The sequence below is a fragment of the Paraburkholderia sp. FW306-02-B genome (assembly GCF_058782725.1).
In genome coordinates, this window is sequence record NZ_JBYSXZ010000002.1 from 1211635 (window position 1) to 1226309 (window position 14675).

Annotated in this window: 13 protein-coding genes; 7 read left to right on the forward strand and 6 right to left on the reverse strand. The window is 61.5% G+C overall.

Annotated features, from left to right (window positions below; translation table 11 throughout):
* The first annotated feature begins 105 nt into the window (after positions 1-105).
* A complete protein-coding gene (locus AC3WOG_RS26535) occupies positions 106-390 on the forward strand; it encodes a hypothetical protein (protein ID WP_492580841.1) in 285 nt (94 codons plus the stop codon).
* Between the two features lie 1143 nt (positions 391-1533).
* On the opposite strand, the gene AC3WOG_RS26540 is transcribed toward AC3WOG_RS26535, so the two are convergent.
* Positions 1534-2676: an acyltransferase family protein gene (locus tag AC3WOG_RS26540; RefSeq protein WP_492582456.1), complete on the reverse strand. Its 1143-nt coding sequence runs from the start codon at positions 2674-2676 to the stop codon at positions 1534-1536.
* A 571-nt stretch (positions 2677-3247) separates the two neighbouring features.
* Here AC3WOG_RS26540 and AC3WOG_RS26545 point away from each other — a divergent pair.
* The 4 genes from AC3WOG_RS26545 to AC3WOG_RS26560 all read left to right on the forward strand — a co-directional run bounded on the left by AC3WOG_RS26545 (position 3248) and on the right by AC3WOG_RS26560 (position 7850).
* Positions 3248-4354 carry an OpgC domain-containing protein gene (locus AC3WOG_RS26545; RefSeq protein WP_492580842.1) on the forward strand — a complete coding sequence of 369 codons (1107 nt, stop codon included), beginning with the start codon at positions 3248-3250 and terminating at the stop codon, positions 4352-4354.
* Between the two features lie 62 nt (positions 4355-4416).
* Positions 4417-6018 carry a tannase/feruloyl esterase family alpha/beta hydrolase gene (locus AC3WOG_RS26550; protein WP_492582457.1) on the forward strand — a complete coding sequence of 534 codons (1602 nt, stop codon included), beginning with the start codon at positions 4417-4419 and terminating at the stop codon, positions 6016-6018.
* Positions 6019-6165: 147 nt separating this feature from the next.
* Positions 6166-7092: an ABC transporter ATP-binding protein gene (locus AC3WOG_RS26555; RefSeq protein WP_492580843.1), complete on the forward strand. Its 927-nt coding sequence runs from the start codon at positions 6166-6168 to the stop codon at positions 7090-7092.
* Entirely contained in the window at positions 7089-7850 is a 762-nt protein-coding gene (locus AC3WOG_RS26560; protein ID WP_341316213.1) for an ABC transporter permease, read from the forward strand. The genes AC3WOG_RS26555 and AC3WOG_RS26560 overlap by 4 nt, the downstream gene beginning before the upstream one ends.
* A gap of 59 nt (positions 7851-7909) precedes the next feature.
* On the opposite strand, the gene AC3WOG_RS26565 is transcribed toward AC3WOG_RS26560, so the two are convergent.
* Both AC3WOG_RS26565 and AC3WOG_RS26570 read right to left on the reverse strand, forming a co-directional pair.
* Positions 7910-8047, reverse strand: a complete 138-nt coding sequence (locus AC3WOG_RS26565) for a hypothetical protein (protein WP_492580844.1) — start codon at positions 8045-8047, stop codon at positions 7910-7912.
* Positions 8047-9051 carry a helix-turn-helix transcriptional regulator gene (locus tag AC3WOG_RS26570; RefSeq protein ID WP_492580845.1) on the reverse strand — a complete coding sequence of 335 codons (1005 nt, stop codon included), beginning with the start codon at positions 9049-9051 and terminating at the stop codon, positions 8047-8049. Before AC3WOG_RS26570 ends, AC3WOG_RS26565 begins: the two co-directional genes overlap by 1 nt.
* Positions 9052-9233: 182 nt before the next feature.
* Between AC3WOG_RS26570 and AC3WOG_RS26575 the strand changes: the two genes are divergently transcribed.
* Both AC3WOG_RS26575 and AC3WOG_RS26580 read left to right on the forward strand, forming a co-directional pair.
* A complete protein-coding gene (locus AC3WOG_RS26575) occupies positions 9234-10157 on the forward strand; it encodes a helix-turn-helix domain-containing protein (protein ID WP_492580846.1) in 924 nt (307 codons plus the stop codon).
* Between the two features lie 462 nt (positions 10158-10619).
* The gene (locus AC3WOG_RS26580) at positions 10620-11045 is read left to right on the forward strand and encodes a DUF3830 family protein (RefSeq protein ID WP_120295817.1); all 426 of its coding nucleotides are present in this window, start codon (positions 10620-10622) and stop codon (positions 11043-11045) included.
* Between the two features lie 232 nt (positions 11046-11277).
* Here the strand turns inward: AC3WOG_RS26580 and AC3WOG_RS26585 are convergent, their stop codons facing one another.
* The 3 genes from AC3WOG_RS26585 to shiA form a co-directional block, all read right to left on the reverse strand.
* Positions 11278-11406, reverse strand: coding sequence for an MFS transporter small subunit (locus AC3WOG_RS26585; RefSeq protein ID WP_492580847.1), 129 nt, complete (start codon positions 11404-11406; stop codon positions 11278-11280).
* A gap of 10 nt (positions 11407-11416) precedes the next feature.
* Positions 11417-12820, reverse strand: a complete 1404-nt coding sequence (locus AC3WOG_RS26590; protein WP_492580848.1) for an L-lactate MFS transporter — start codon at positions 12818-12820, stop codon at positions 11417-11419.
* Between the two features lie 433 nt (positions 12821-13253).
* Entirely contained in the window at positions 13254-14573 is a 1320-nt protein-coding gene (gene shiA / locus AC3WOG_RS26595; protein WP_492580849.1) for a shikimate transporter, read from the reverse strand.
* Positions 14574-14675 lie beyond the last annotated feature (102 nt).

Below are 14675 nucleotides of genomic sequence, written 5' to 3' on the forward strand. Positions count from 1 at the left end.
AGCGCAACTGCGCGTTGGAAAGAGCGCCGCCTTGCTATGCGCGGCGCCATCGAGGCGAATGCCACAGGCATCGTCCGTCTGGCCAATCAACGGGGTACAAAAAAAATGAACAGCACTAGCAATCAACCGACCGCGGGGCGCGGCGGGAGGCGTCCGGCCAGCATGGTGGACAGCCAGTTGGAGCACCTTGAGAGCATGATCCAGTACCTGACGCGTGGGGACGCGGACAGCGCTGTACAGCGGCTAGACCACGAGTATTGGGAGAAGCGCATTCGCGCGCTGGAAGAAACGCACGACCTGATTGCCAGCCAGCGGCGCCGCGTCGTCATGCTTCTCGAGCGGCTCGAGCGGGAAGCGCGTCTCGCGGCGCGGCGCCATACGGCGGCCTGAATCGGGTGACAGAGCAAGTGGCGGTAACCGGGGTTAGCAGCGAGGAGACCGCTTCGATGCCGCCGGGAATCGGGGCGGCGGCGCTGATCGTGTTCTGTGTGCCTGCGGCGTTGGCCTTTCCTTGCTTTGCTATTGGTTTATTAGCGTTCCCCCTGTGCTGTTTGCCTGCTCGGCGCTTTGGGTTGTTTGCCTGCGGCGTTGGCCTTTCCTTGATTTCCTGGTGGTCTATTAGCGTCGCCCCTGTGCGGGGCAGGCACTTACTTTCTTTGCCGCCGCAAAGAAAGTAAGCAAAGAAAGCGGCTTCACACCGCTAGTTCTTAAGCGGGTCCCCTGGCTTGGAGGAGGTAGTGGAGCATCTGGAATCGGTGTTCCCGCACATTCCGCGCGGGTGACAAGGCCGTCATCCTTCCGGCGGCGCTGCGCGCGACGACGCGGTACTTCACAAAACCGTCGGGTGCTTCCGGCGCCTGCGGTTGTTCAAGCGTCATGGCTCGCGTAGCGTAACTCGCGGCTGCTTTTGGCTCGGCGAAGTAACCGGCAATTCCACCACTGCGTTTCGTTCGGCGAAGTGGCTCGCACTTCCACAATTCAGCGCCTCGCCGAGGCGAAGCCGATGGCTCCAACCATGCACAAACGAAGCCGCTGGTTTTCGTGGCGGACCGTTCCGGCGAGCACGCAGTGCGAGGCGGGAAAAATGATGGGGGAAGCGCGTACGCTCCATTGGTTCTGAGAAGTACCGCGACGGCGCGCGCGCAGCGCCGCCGGAAGGATGACGGCCTTGTCACCGGGGCGGAGTGTGCGAGAGCACCGATTCCAGATGCTCCACTACCTCCTCCAAGCCAGGGGACCCGCTTAAGAGCTGGCGGTGTGAGCCGCTTTCTTTTGCCTACTTTTCTTTGCGGCAGGCAAAGAAAAGTAGGTGCTCCCCCGCACAGGGGGAACGCTAATAAACCAACAAGAAAACAAGGAAAGGCAACGCCGTAGGCACACAGACATAAAGCGCCGCGAAGCCAAAAAACAACAAGGAAAGGCAACGCCGTAGGCACACAGACATAAAGCGCCGCGAAGGCAAAAAACAACAAGGAAAGGCCAACGCCATAGGCACACAGACCAATGCCGCCGCCAAAGGCAAAAAAACAAACATCAAGGAGCATCACTTCGAGCCACAAACCCACGCCGAGCCCCCTGCGCAGCAGCGCCACTCGCCCCCTTGGGGCTCTTAAACCTCAGGAGAGGTTCCTCAATCCACCGCCAGGACAAACCGGCAATCGCCAACGAAATAAAAAACGAAGCACCAATCCCAACAGCATGTGCCCACCCCGGCACGGCACCGCCGAACAACACCACTGCATGATGATTCCGCGTCAAATCCGGAATGAGATTGTGATAAAGATAAAACCCATAACTAATACGCCCAAAGCCCACGAGCCAGCTGGTCTCCAGCAACCCGATCACCGCAGCACTCCGGCAACAAGCAATCGAACACACCAACGCCGAGATGCAAACCCCATACAAAGCACTAACAACAGTAAACTCAGCAGGACTGCTGAACCGACTCCACACCGGCTCCGTCGCACAAAACCCCACAACACAAACACTCAAAATAAACAGCGTCACGCCATACCCCAGCACAGCCCGCAAGCGGCTCTCTTTGCCTGCTATCAGCAGGCCTCCAATTCCACCTAATGCCAGCAGCCAGAAATTAGTCAGCGGATGCGTATAGATCGTGATCTCCTGCCAGTGCGCCGCGCGCATCCCCAGCAATGAAGCAAGCCCAACCGCGACAATTGCAACGCACACCGCACGATGCCAGCGCGCAGCGATCAACAACAACAACGGTGCAAACACCAGATAAAACTGCTCCTCGATCGCGAGACTCCATAGATGCGAGTAACGCCCCGGCCAGTAATGCAGCACCGAGCCGATCCAGAAGTTCGACAGATAAGCGAAATGAAACGGCATGCCGCTAGCCAGTTCGGGACTCGCCATGCCGAACGCCATCAGCACGCACATCATCACCAGCATCAGGTAATAAATCGGAAATATGCGCAACGTGCGGCGAAACAGGAAACGCTTCAGCTCGGCGGCAAAGCGGCTGGCACCGCGTTCGATGCGCATACGCTGCGCAGACAGAATGCCGATAATCAGAAAGCCGCTCAGCGCGAAGAAAATCCATACGCCGAGATGGCCGATCTCGCCAATGTCGCCGAACAGGCGGTGCTGAAAAAACACCATCAGGACTGCAATCGCGCGCAATCCGTCGAAGCCGGCAATCCTGTTGTTCATGTGGTCGTCTTCCAGAGCAACAGCAGCGCGCGAGGCGTCGCCGTTCAGGGCAGTAGTGGAAGGACCGGCGCGCATCGTGACGGCAAAGTCAGCAACGGCAAATAGAGGACGCCGCGAGGACGCTAAGCGATCCAGCCGATCGAAGATCGGGACGGCGGCGTGTCCGGTCCACATGAATGGCCGCCGTCGGGAAGGGACATCGCTCGAACGTGCGATGTCCCACAGGCGCCCATGAATCCATCCTACGATGAAAAAATGCGAAAAAAATCACGCATCGCATTCAGCGATTTTTTTCGGCGGTTATTACCTGCATGTCTCGCGCGTTGCCCATTGAAAGCCGCAAAACTTTCCGCGCGATTGAATGCCGAATAATTCAGCATTACCGCACGCCGACAGCTAAATTTCAGATCGCTGCCAATGCACACGTACTTAAAGGGCGGTTGTCAGCGCATGTCGAGGCAGTGCACGGCATCGGCGGGAACGTTCTATTGTCTTGGTGTTCCTATGAGGAACTGCGGTGTAAGACCGCCTCTCCCGGCGCATCGAACGTGCGCCATCTGCGAGAACCCGAATGGAATCGCGCCGTGGACGCTCGATCGAAGTGGATTTCTTCCGCGGTATCGTGCTGATCGTCATCGTGCTGGACCACATTCCCGGCAGCGCGCTGTCGCATCTGATGCTGCACGCCTATGCGTTGTGCGATTCAGCCGAAGTGTTCGTGTTTCTCGGCGGCTATGCGTCAGCGGCCGCCTATACGGCAGTGCTCGCGGGCCGCGGCGAGAACGCGGCGCAGATGCGTTTCGTCAAGCGCTGCTGGCAGATCTATCGCGCCTATTTGCTGACCGCCGTATTGACGCTATTATCCGGCGCTATCCTCGCGACGCTGCATCTGAACCCGCCAATGGTCGATCTGTCCGGCTGGACGACGTTCGCCGTGCAGCCGCTGCGCGAAGCGCTCGATATCGCCGTGCTGCGGCGTCAGCCGTATCTGTCGAGCGTGCTGCCCATGTACCTGATCTTCGCGTTGTGCGTGCCGTTCGCGGTGCCGCTGGCGCGCCGTTCACCGCTGATGGCACTTGGGCTTGGTACGGCGATCTGGGCGCTTGCCCGGCCGCTGGCCGCACTATTCAGCATTGACGACGTGGCCGACTGGGCTTTTAATCCGTTTGCGTGGCAACTGATGTTCGTGCTTGGGATTCTGTGCCGGGTGCAGCCCGTTAGCGAGCGCTTTCACGCGACCCGCGCCGCACGCTGGCTTACGTGGGCCGCGGCGATCGCGGTGCTGGCGTTCGCAATCGTTAAACTCTTCGTGCTGACGCAACCGCTGCCCGGCACGCTCAAACAAAACCTTTCCGTGGACCGAGTGATCAACTTCGTCGTCATTGCCTGGCTCGCTGCGCAGTTCGTGCGCGCGGGCAGCATCGCGTGGCTCGCGCAACGGCTGCCCGCGGTCGTGACGGTCGGCCGTACCGGGCTCGTGTGTTTCGTCACCGGCACGCTGGTGTCGTTGATCGTCGATACGGCGACGCCGCATACGTTTCACGGCTTCCGCGGGACGCTGGTCGGACTCGGCGGCGATCTGGTCGCAATTGGCGCCGTGCTGATGATCGCGCGCGGCTGGAACGGCTGGAGAGGGCCGCAGTCGCGTACGGCGGCCAATCGCGCAGGTTACGGATGAGGGCGCGTTCGCGCCGCACGCGCACACAAGCTTCACGTACGGTCATCACGGTCGTCAGTGCGATGCTATGGCTGAGCGCCGTCAAGGCGTTCGGCGCGCCTAGGGAAGCGCCGCTCGCGATGCGTTGCGCGGAATTCGCCGGCGCCGTGTTGCCGCCCGAACTCATCGCCGTGCCCACCGCCGGCGTGCAGATCGAAAGCGCGGCGATGGTGGGCGCGACTGCGCCCGGCAATCAGCAAGGCGGCGAATATTGCCGCATCACCGGCCGCATCAAAGGGCTCAACGCGAGCACACCCGATATCCGTTTCGACCTGAATCTACCGCGCCGCTGGAATGGCCGCGCGCTGCAGATCGGCGGCGGCGGGTACAACGGCGTGGTGGTCAGCGGCACCGGCGTGATGCCGTTTTCGCCGGAGCGTGCACCGCTCGCGCAAGGCTATGCGACTTTCGGCGACGACTCGGGTCACGTGGGGGATTCGTCGCTCGCGATCTTCGGGCTGGTCGACGAAGCGGTGACGAATTTCGGCTACGCGCATCTGAAGAAGACGCATGACGCGGCGCTTGCACTCATTGCGCGCGCCTATGGCCGGCCGCCACAACGGATGTACTTCGCCGGCGGTTCGACCGGCGGGCGCGAAGGCTACACGGTGATGCAGCGCTTTCCGGACGACTACGACGGCGTGATCGCCAATTCGCCCGCGCTCAATTTTTCCGGCGTCCGTCTGCTCGGCGTGAAACTCGGCCAGGCCGAATACGCCACGCGCGGCGGCTTCATTCCACCGCCGTTGCTCGAACACGTGTATCGACGGACGCTGGCGGTTTGCGACCGGCTCGACGGCGCGGTGGACGGTATCATCAGCGACGTCGCCGCATGCCGCGAGCACGAAGCGGAAATCATCGCCTCATTGCGCTGCGCCGGGCATAGGCCATCGCACGATGAATGCCTCACCGAGGCGCAGCTATCCACCTTGCTCGTGATGCGCGACGGTTTGTCGTTGCCATACCGGCTGGCGTGGGACGTCGGCGGCTATCGCGGCTACAACGTATTTCAGGGTACCCATCTGACCAGCACGCTCGGGCTCGGGCGTCAACCCGGCCGGCTGCCGGTGCCGACCTTCCTGGCCAACGGCTACCTGTTCGCGCAAGGCGACGGCTACATCCGCTATTTCGTCGCGCGCGATGCGAGTTTCGATTCGCTCACATTCGACCCGCAGCATCCGGGGAAATATCGCGCTCAACTGTTCGCGCTGTCGCAGACGATCGGCGCGATGAACACCGACTTGACGCGCTATATCGCACGCGGCGGCAAGCTCATCACGCTGCAAGGCCTCGCCGACGAAGTCATCAGCCCGAATCAGACGATCGCCTACTATGAAGCGCTGATCGATCGCTTCGGCATCGACCAGGTCAACGCGTTCATGCGGCTTTATATGGTGCCGGGTTTTCAGCACGGCAGCGGCGTGTTCATGCCGTCGGTGGATCTGCTTGGCGCGCTGGACAACTGGGTGACGCGCGGCGCATCGCCTGAAACACTGACCGCGACCGACATTGCCGCGGCGACCAACGGGCGCTCGCGTCCGTTGTGCCGCTATCCGCTGTTTCCACGTTATGTCGGCAAGGGCAATCTGAGTCTCGCCAGCAGTTTCGTGTGCGCGGAACCGTGAGGGCGGGGCGAGCAGAGCCTGCGCGTTTTTGAAGTAAAAAGAACGACGCGCTGCAGGTTTTCCCTCTTTCATTTACATTGCGGGTGCGGTCGCGCATTCGCGCCGCCTCCTTCCAATCCAATACTGGTGTCTGCCATCGTCGAATCCATGCAGCCAATCGTTTCGGTTACGAATCTTTCAAAAACCTATGCTACGGGTTTTCACGCACTCAAAAACATCAATCTGGCGATCCGCCGCGGAGAAATCTTCGCTTTGCTCGGCCCGAACGGCGCGGGCAAAACCACGCTGATCAGCATCATCTGCGGCATCGTCAATGCGAGCGAAGGCAGCGTGACGGTGGACGGCCGCGACATCGCGGCCGATTACCGTGGCGCTCGCTCGCTGATCGGTCTGGTGCCGCAGGAACTGACCACCGACTCGTTCGAAACCGTCTGGGCGACCGTCTCGTTCAGCCGCGGACTGTTCGGCAAGCCGAAAAACCCCGCTTACGTCGAAAAGGTATTGCGCGATTTGTCGCTGTGGGAAAAGCGCGATAGCAAGATCATTACGCTGTCGGGCGGCATGAAGCGACGCGTGCTGATTGCGAAGGCGCTCTCGCATGAGCCGCGCGTGCTGTTTCTCGACGAACCCACCGCCGGCGTCGACGTCGAGTTGCGGCGCGACATGTGGAAGCTGGTGCGCTCGCTCGCCGCGAGCGGCGTGACGATCATCCTCACCACCCACTACATCGACGAAGCCGAGGAAATGGCCGACCGCATCGGCGTGATCAACGCGGGCGAGATCATGCTGGTCGAAGAGAAAACGGAGCTGATGCGCAAGCTCGGCAAGAAGCAGTTGACGTTGCAGCTGGATAGTCCATTGGAGCAGGTGCCCCCGACACTGAGCGGGTATGGCCTGGATGTCGCGACGGGCGGCAACGAACTGATTTACACGTATGAAGGCGACGGCGGCCGCACCGACATCATCGCGCTGCTCAAAGCGCTCGACGATGCCGGCATCCGTTTCAAGGACCTGCATACCACGCAAAGTTCGCTCGAAGACATCTTTGTCAATCTGCTCCGAGGTGACCAATGAATCTCTACGCAATTCGCGCGATCTACAAGTTCGAAATGGCGCGCACGTGGCGCACGCTGATGCAAAGCATCATCGCGCCGGTGATTTCTACTTCGCTTTACTTCGTCGTGTTCGGGGCCGCAATCGGTTCGCGTATCAAGGAAGTGGACGGTATCAGCTACGGCGCGTTCATCGTGCCGGGATTGATCATGCTCTCGCTGCTGTCGCAAAGCATTTCGAACGCATCGTTCGGGATTTACTTTCCGCGCTTCACCGGGACGATCTATGAGTTGCTGTCGGCGCCGGTTTCGTATCTGGAGATCGTCGTGAGCTATGTGGGCGCGGCGGCGACGAAGTCGATTCTGCTTGGCCTGATCATTCTCGCGACCGCGGGACTGTTCGTGCCGTTGCAAGTGCAGCACCCGTTCTGGATGATCCTGTTTCTCGTGCTGACCGCGGTGACCTTCAGTCTGTTCGGGTTCATCATCGGCATCTGGGCCGATAGCTTCGAGAAGCTGCAACTCGTGCCGCTGCTGATCATCACGCCGCTGACGTTTCTCGGCGGCAGTTTCTATGCGGTCAACATGTTGCCGCCGTTCTGGAAGGTCGTGACGCTGTTCAATCCGATCGTCTATCTGGTCAGCGGCTTTCGCTGGAGCTTCTACGGTATTGCCGATGTGAATGTCGGCGTGAGCCTTGGCATGACCGCGGTGTTTCTCGCGGTGTTTCTGGCGATCGTCGCGTGGATCTTCAAGACGGGCTATCGTCTCAAGTCCTGATGCCTGCCGTGCGCATCTAGTGCCAACCGGCGCCGCCGGTTGGCACTAGATGCGCAAAATCAACGCGCGTTCACCAGAACTTCAGGATCGCGTGGCGCGGCCGGTTCAACAGCGGCAGGTATTTGCAGCAAGCCTTGTGCAACACGTTCGCCGATCATCCGCTGATCGGCATCCCCATCACGGATGCCGATAGCCATCACGACACATACCCCTGCGCGACGTTGATCAACTGCACGCGGTTGCGCACGTTGAACAGTTGCCGCAGCCGGCGCAGGTGGTAGTCGACGTTGTGCGGCGACAGCCCGAGGAAGTAGGCGATTTCCTTGTCGCGCTGTCCTTGCACGACCGCCTTCAGCACCGCATGCTGCAAGTCGCTCAGCGTGACGCGCTGCTGCTGCGCGGGCGCAATGCCGATCACGCTTTTCGCATGCGTCCAGATGAATTCGTGGATCGTGTGCGCGAACATCAGCGTCTCGGCCACGATCGATTCGGTCATCCAGCGCGGGTTGGCGATCGCCGAGTTGAAGCACAGGCTCGCGCTCAGCTCCGGCTCGGGCAGCGGCATCTGCGTGAGAATCCCGCTCTTGCGGCCGGTCGCCTCCAGCATGTCGATCAGCCCGCAGAGCCGCTCGCTGCGCATTTGCGCACGCGGCAGGTCGGCGCGCATGTCGGCCGTGTTCCATAAAAACGGCAGGCCGGTCGGCGACGCGAGCGCGACACGCGGATCGAGCTCGAAATAACGCTCGCGGAAATAACGCGTGAGCCACGTCTGCGACTCGTAACTGGTCAGCACGAACATCGTCTTGTGATGCGCGGTGGTGCGCGTGGCCGAATAGCTGAACGAATCGAAGCCGAGCTGTTTGATGCGCTGCCGCACGAATTCGATGCGGTCCTGCGCACTGCCAAAACGCACCAGTGGACTGATGACGGGCATGGTCCGTCGCGTGGCAGGCGAGGGTGTGCCGATTTCCTCCTCGGTGAAGAGCGTGAGAAAGCCGGCCGGCGCCATGCCTGACGATGCCGGGCGGACCGCCGCCCTGGTTGCTTCAGCCGCGTGGGCCGATTGCTCCGGTCGCCGCGCGTCGGCCGGGTAAGCCGATTGTGCGGTAACCGCTGAGTTGCTAGATGCCGACGCCCGGCCGGCTTCGCCTTGCGGCGAGCCGGTCAGCCAATGCGGCAGCGTATCGCATTCGTGTTCCATGAAACGGTAGCTCCGGCGTTCGAAACGCGTGATGGACGACAACCTGGATGATTAACTATTTCCAAAAATTACGGTAGCCGGTTCCTTGCTATCATTTTTGAGATCTTGCGCTGACCGCTTGCGAACCGGTGCGGGACCCGCAAGGTTCTCTCTTTTGCATGCGGCATATTCCAGGAGACGCGATGGCAAGAATTCCAAAGCTGACAACAACGCTCGCCTACGACCGGTACATGGCGGGCCAGAAACTGGTTTCGAGCGTCGACCGCCCGTGGCGGCACCTGGTGCTGCGCTCGTATCTTGAACCGGCCGAGCAGGAACTACTGGAGGCGCCCGGCTTGCAGGACGTCACGCTGATGACCCTCGGCAGCGGCGCCGAGCATCTCGAGCGCAACCTCAGCGGCCGCTGGGAGAGTGCCGACCTGCGCGTGGGCGACGTCTGGTTCGTGCCGCCCGTGCCGATCTCCTGGCGCTGGCGTTCGATCGGCGACGAACCGTTGTCGACCGTCCACCTGCATCTTGAGCGCAGCCTGATCGACAGCGTGGCCGACCAGATGGAATTGGACGGCTCACGCGAGTTGTCTCTGGGCGACGCCATGCAGCTTCACGATCCGCTGATCGCGGCGATGCTCGGTGCATTGCATCGCGCTGCCAGCGACCCGGCCGACTCGCGTCTTTACGTCGACGCGCTGGTTCACGCGCTTGCCGCGCATCTGTTACAGCATTATTCGCGCGGTCACAACACCGGCTCGGCGGGTTCAGCCGGGCAGGCGGCGCAGCCCGAGCGCCTGGTGCCGCGCCGCATCCGCCGTGTGACCGACTATGTCCGCGCCAATCTTGCCGCCGATCTGGCGATCAGCGAACTGGCCGCGCATGCCGGACTCAGCAGTTTTCACTTTGCGCGCGTGTTTCGCCGCGAGACTGGCGAAACGCCGCATCAGTTCGTCACGCGCTTGCGGCTCGAGGAAGCAGCGAGGCTGCTGCGCGCTACCGATCAGACCGTGCTGCAAATTGCCATTGCGGTTGGTTTCGAGAATGCCAGTCATTTCTCCGTGCAGTTCAAGCGTGGCTACGGCGTGACGCCGCTTGCTTACCGGTTGCGCGGCTGAGATCTACGGTTTGCGCGGCGGGCAGGGCTGGATGAGAGCCCGTGACCGCCAGCCGGGAACGCCGCCGCGGCCGACGCCGCCTGGATGCTCTTCAGCGTAAACATTGTGCCGCGCGGGAAGATGTCACAAGCCACGGCGCGGAACGTATCGCTATGGGCCGAGGGGAATCATCGAGTGGAAAGCCCGATGAGCCGCCATGGCGGCAATCACACACTTTTCGAAGTGTGCTGTGCATTGCGTGGCTTGCAAACTACGAACTTTCGGGGAGGACGCGGGGGGAGAGTTGGCGCCTGCTGGCCTCGATGCTGCTTACATGCGCTTTTTTCAACTGGCCTGACCGGATGCGCGGCAATTGTATCTGTCGAAGGCGCGCACCGGCCGACAGAATATCGCGCCAACGGCTTGGCCCAGCCGGCGTCTGACCGACCACTCCATTCAACCCGTTACACCGGATACCCAGTGATGACCCGACTTCGAATCACTTCATGCGGCCATGTGTTTACCGCCGAAACCCATCCGGACGCGCCGCAAACCGTGGCCGCCTTCCTGAAACTGCTGCCGTACCGCCAGAAGATCATCCACGTACGCTGGAGCGGCGAGGGCTGCTGGGTGCCGCTCGGCGACTTCAAGCTGGAAAACGACGGCGCGGCGGTCGGCTTCGAGAATCACACGAGCCACCCGTCGGTCGGCGACATCCTGTTCTACCCGGGCGGCTACAGCGAAACGGAGATCATTCTCGCGTATGGCTCGTGCTGCTTCGCGAGCAAGATGGGGCAGCTCGCGGGCAATCACTTCCTGACCATTGTCGAAGGTAAGGAGAAGCTGCGTGAACTCGGCACCAAGGTGCTGTGGGAAGGCGCGCAGGACGTGCTGTTCGAGAAGATCTAGGCAGTAGCCGTGCCGGGCCCGCGCGGCGATGAGGTGTCGTGGGCGTCAGTTCGGCCACAACTACAGTCGGCGCGGGCGCGGCGTACCAGTGGTGGCCAGAGGGGAGGGCATGGAGCCGCGCCTAAGAAACGCAGCCAAGTGACGCAACCAGGAAGCGCAACCAGGAAGCGCAGCTAAATAAGCTGCTGCCAGCACCCCGCACACAGCATCGTGCGGGGTGCTGTTCAAACCCTTACTTGAACAGTTTCATCGCTTGCGAGAGGGTATTCACCACACCCCATGCCAGCGGAATCGTCACATACAGCCAGAAGACGGCGAGTTTGACCTTGCTGGTCGGATGAACGGCTTGAATGGTCGACATACGGGTCTCCTTAGGCGCCTTTAGCGAGTTGTGCATCGGTCATGTGGTGCCTGTCGGCCACACGCTTGACCAGCAGATTGCAGACGAAACCGGTCACCAGCAGCACGACCATGATGTGAATCGTCATCGTGTAGGCATCTGCTTTTGCAACGCCGTGCGCCACTTGATACGCGCGGATGTAGTTCACCAGCACCGGACCTGCCACGCCCGCCGCGGCCCATGCGGTCAACAGGCGGCCGTGAATGCCGCCGACAAACGCCGTGCCGAACATGTCCGCGAGATACGCCGGCACCGTCGCGAAGCCGCCGCCGTACATCGACAGGATCACGCAGTAAGCGAGCACGAACAGCGCGATCTGGCCCGAAGCGGCGAAGCCCGGCACGAGGTAGTACAACACTGCGCCGAGCGCGAAGAAGATGAAGTAGGTGTTCTTGCGGCCGATCCAGTCAGAAGCCGATGCCCACACAAATCGGCCGCCCATGTTGAACAACGACAGCAAGCCGACGAAACCCGCTGCCGCGGCTGCCGTCACGGTGTCCTTGAAGCTCTCCTGAATCATCACCGAAGCCTGGCCGAGAATGCCGATGCCGGCCGTCACGTTCAGGAACAGCACCAGCCAGATCAGATAGAACTGCGGCGTCTTCAGCGCCTGGTCGATATGCACGTGATTGCGCGAAATCATCTTCTTCTGATTGGTCGCGGGCGGGGTCCAGCCGGCCGGCTTCCAGTCGGCGGGCGGCACGCGGATCGCCAGTGCGCCGATCGACATCGAGATGAAGTACGCGATGCCGAGCACGACGAAGGCCTCGGCCACGCCGACGCTGGTCTCGCTGCGGAAGTGGTTCATCAGCGCCACGGAGAGCGGCGCGGCAATCATCGCGCCGCCGCCGAAGCCCATGATCGCCATGCCGGTCGCCATGCCGCGGCGGTCCGGGAACCAGCGGATCAGCGTCGACACCGGCGAGACATAGCCGAGGCCGAGCCCGATGCCGCCGATCACGCCGTAGCCGAGATACAGCAGCGCGATCTGATGCAGATACACGCCGAGCGCGGACACCAGAAAGCCGCCGCCGAAGCAGCATGCAGCGGTGAACATCGTGCGGCGCGGACCGACGTGTTCAAGCCACTTGCCGGCAAACGCCGCCGACAAACCGAGAAACACGATCGCCAGAGAAAAGATCCAGCCAAGCGAAGTCAGCGACCAGTCGTCCGCGGTGGATTGCGTGATGCCGATGACTTTGGTCAGCGGACCATTGAACACGGAAAAGGCGTACGCCTGGCCGATACAGAGGTGGACGGCGAGCGCTGCGGGCGGAACCATCCAGCGCGAGAACCCTGGTTTCGCGACGGTGGCCTGTTTGGAAAAGAATGGGGCAGAGCCTTGATTGCCGCTCGGCTCAGTGATGCTGCTCATGGTCGGTCTCCGTAGACGAATTCTTTGTTATCGGCGCCTAAAACAAATGCTTGAGGTGTCGCGGTGTAAAAGTTACGTGTGTCAACGCGGGCGAATTATGTTCATCGACTTCATATGACGCGTACATTTTTGTGGCCGACGTTATTCGGACGAACGATAGGACGCGCAATCTGGCTTTGCAATATGAGATGTAAATGCATAAGGAAATAACCTGCGTGAAATGCAACCGTAATCCTTCGGTTTGAGGCAGCGCAGCGCTCGTTCACGAGGCGCGACTATCGAACGGCGCGCAAATGGAAGACCGGAACCGGCAAGAAGGAGAGCGCCAGGTAAAAGAAAAGGTCTCGACTACAAGAAAGCCGACGCCAAAAACAAAGCGGGCCGGCGGTGGCAACCTCGCCACGCCGGCCCGCTGCAACAGCCGAGGCCCGGATCAGACGACCGTGCGTCCGGTCTTCATCTTTGCCGCCACCAGCACCGAGATCAGGCAACCGATCGCCAGATAGGCTGCCACCGGATGCCACGAGCCACCGGCAAAGCTGACCAGCGCCACCGCGATAAACGGCGTGAAGCCGCCGCCGACCACGCTCGCCACCTGATAACCGACACCCGCGCCGCTGTAGCGATACTCGGTGCCGAACAGTTCGGTGAACATCGGTTGCTGCACGCTGACCACCATGTCGTGCGCGACATTGGCGAGCATCACGGCGAAGATCACGATCCACACCGTCGAGCGCGCGTCCAGCGCGAGGAAGAACGGCACGGCGCTAAACATGCCGATCAGCGCGCCGATGATATACACGCGCCGCCGGCCGAAGCGGTCCGCGAGCCACGCAAAACAGGGAATCGTCACGCAGCTCACCGCGCCGACCAGCAGACCGATCGACAGAAAGAACTCGCGTGGCATGTGCAGATTCGCCGTCGAGTAGTTCAGGGCGAATGCGGTCACGATATACATCGTGAACAACTCGGCAAGGCGCAACGCAATGATCAGCAGGAACGCCTTCGGATGCTGCAGCAACGCTTCGACGATCGGCAGCCGCACGCTGCGTTCACCGTGCTCGCCGACTTTCTCGACGAACTCCTTCGACTCCTCCATGCTCGAGCGGATCCACAGCGCGATCAGCACCAGCACGACGCTAAACAGAAACGGCAGACGCCAGCCCCAGCTCAGGAACGACGCGTTGTCCATCGAACGGCTGATGATCGCGACCAGTCCGGTCGAGAGCACGAGGCCCACGCCGTAGCCGACCTGCACACCGCTGCTGTAGAACGCCTTCTTCTTCTCCGGCGCGCTTTCGACGGCCATCAACGCCGCGCCGCCCCATTCGCCGCCCACCGCGAAGCCCTGGATCGCACGCAATGTCACGAGCAGCACCGGCGCCCACCAGCCGATGCTGGAGAAAGCCGGCAGCAGACCGATCGCCGCGGTGGACAGGCCCATCATCATCACGGTCAGCACCAGCATGCGCTTGCGGCCGAGCCGGTCGCCGTAGTGGCCGAACACGAAGCCGCCGAGCGGCCGGAACAGGAAGCCGACGCCAAAGGTGGCGAACGCGGCGAGCGTGCCCATCGCCGGACTGACCTTCGGGAAGAACTCGGCATTGAAGACGAGCGCGGCGACAATGCCGTACAGAAGAAAGTCGTACCAGTCGACGACCGCGCCGACAAAGCTGCCGAGCGCCGCTTTGCGTGCCCGGCTGCGCGCCGTGCGGTTGTCGACCAATGCGGCTGTCGGGATGGTGGTACTCATGACGGTGTCTCCTTCGGAACTCTCTGACTGCTGTCTGGGGCGGCGCGGCTGACGCTGAGCGCCGGATTCTACCGACCTGTTGCAGGATTTCCGAAGGTTAAT

What these genes read in the sequence shown, in the direction of transcription:
- shiA (WP_492580849.1), bottom strand. Translation starts at nt 14,573, where the DNA reads ATGAGTACCACCATCCCGACAGCCGCATTGGTCGACAACCGCACGGCG.
- AC3WOG_RS26585 (WP_492580847.1), bottom strand. Translation starts at nt 11,406, where the DNA reads ATGTCGACCATTCAAGCCGTTCATCCGACCAGCAAGGTCAAACTCGCC.
- AC3WOG_RS26590 (WP_492580848.1), bottom strand. Translation starts at nt 12,820, where the DNA reads ATGAGCAGCATCACTGAGCCGAGCGGCAATCAAGGCTCTGCCCCATTC.
- AC3WOG_RS26535 (WP_492580841.1), top strand. Translation starts at nt 106, where the DNA reads ATGAACAGCACTAGCAATCAACCGACCGCGGGGCGCGGCGGGAGGCGT.
- AC3WOG_RS26565 (WP_492580844.1), bottom strand. Translation starts at nt 8,047, where the DNA reads ATGGCTATCGGCATCCGTGATGGGGATGCCGATCAGCGGATGATCGGC.
- AC3WOG_RS26555 (WP_492580843.1), top strand. Translation starts at nt 6,166, where the DNA reads ATGCAGCCAATCGTTTCGGTTACGAATCTTTCAAAAACCTATGCTACG.
- AC3WOG_RS26540 (WP_492582456.1), bottom strand. Translation starts at nt 2,676, where the DNA reads ATGAACAACAGGATTGCCGGCTTCGACGGATTGCGCGCGATTGCAGTC.
- AC3WOG_RS26560 (WP_341316213.1), top strand. Translation starts at nt 7,089, where the DNA reads ATGAATCTCTACGCAATTCGCGCGATCTACAAGTTCGAAATGGCGCGC.
- AC3WOG_RS26580 (WP_120295817.1), top strand. Translation starts at nt 10,620, where the DNA reads ATGACCCGACTTCGAATCACTTCATGCGGCCATGTGTTTACCGCCGAA.
- AC3WOG_RS26550 (WP_492582457.1), top strand. Translation starts at nt 4,417, where the DNA reads ATGCTATGGCTGAGCGCCGTCAAGGCGTTCGGCGCGCCTAGGGAAGCG.
- AC3WOG_RS26545 (WP_492580842.1), top strand. Translation starts at nt 3,248, where the DNA reads ATGGAATCGCGCCGTGGACGCTCGATCGAAGTGGATTTCTTCCGCGGT.
- AC3WOG_RS26575 (WP_492580846.1), top strand. Translation starts at nt 9,234, where the DNA reads ATGGCAAGAATTCCAAAGCTGACAACAACGCTCGCCTACGACCGGTAC.
- AC3WOG_RS26570 (WP_492580845.1), bottom strand. Translation starts at nt 9,051, where the DNA reads ATGGAACACGAATGCGATACGCTGCCGCATTGGCTGACCGGCTCGCCG.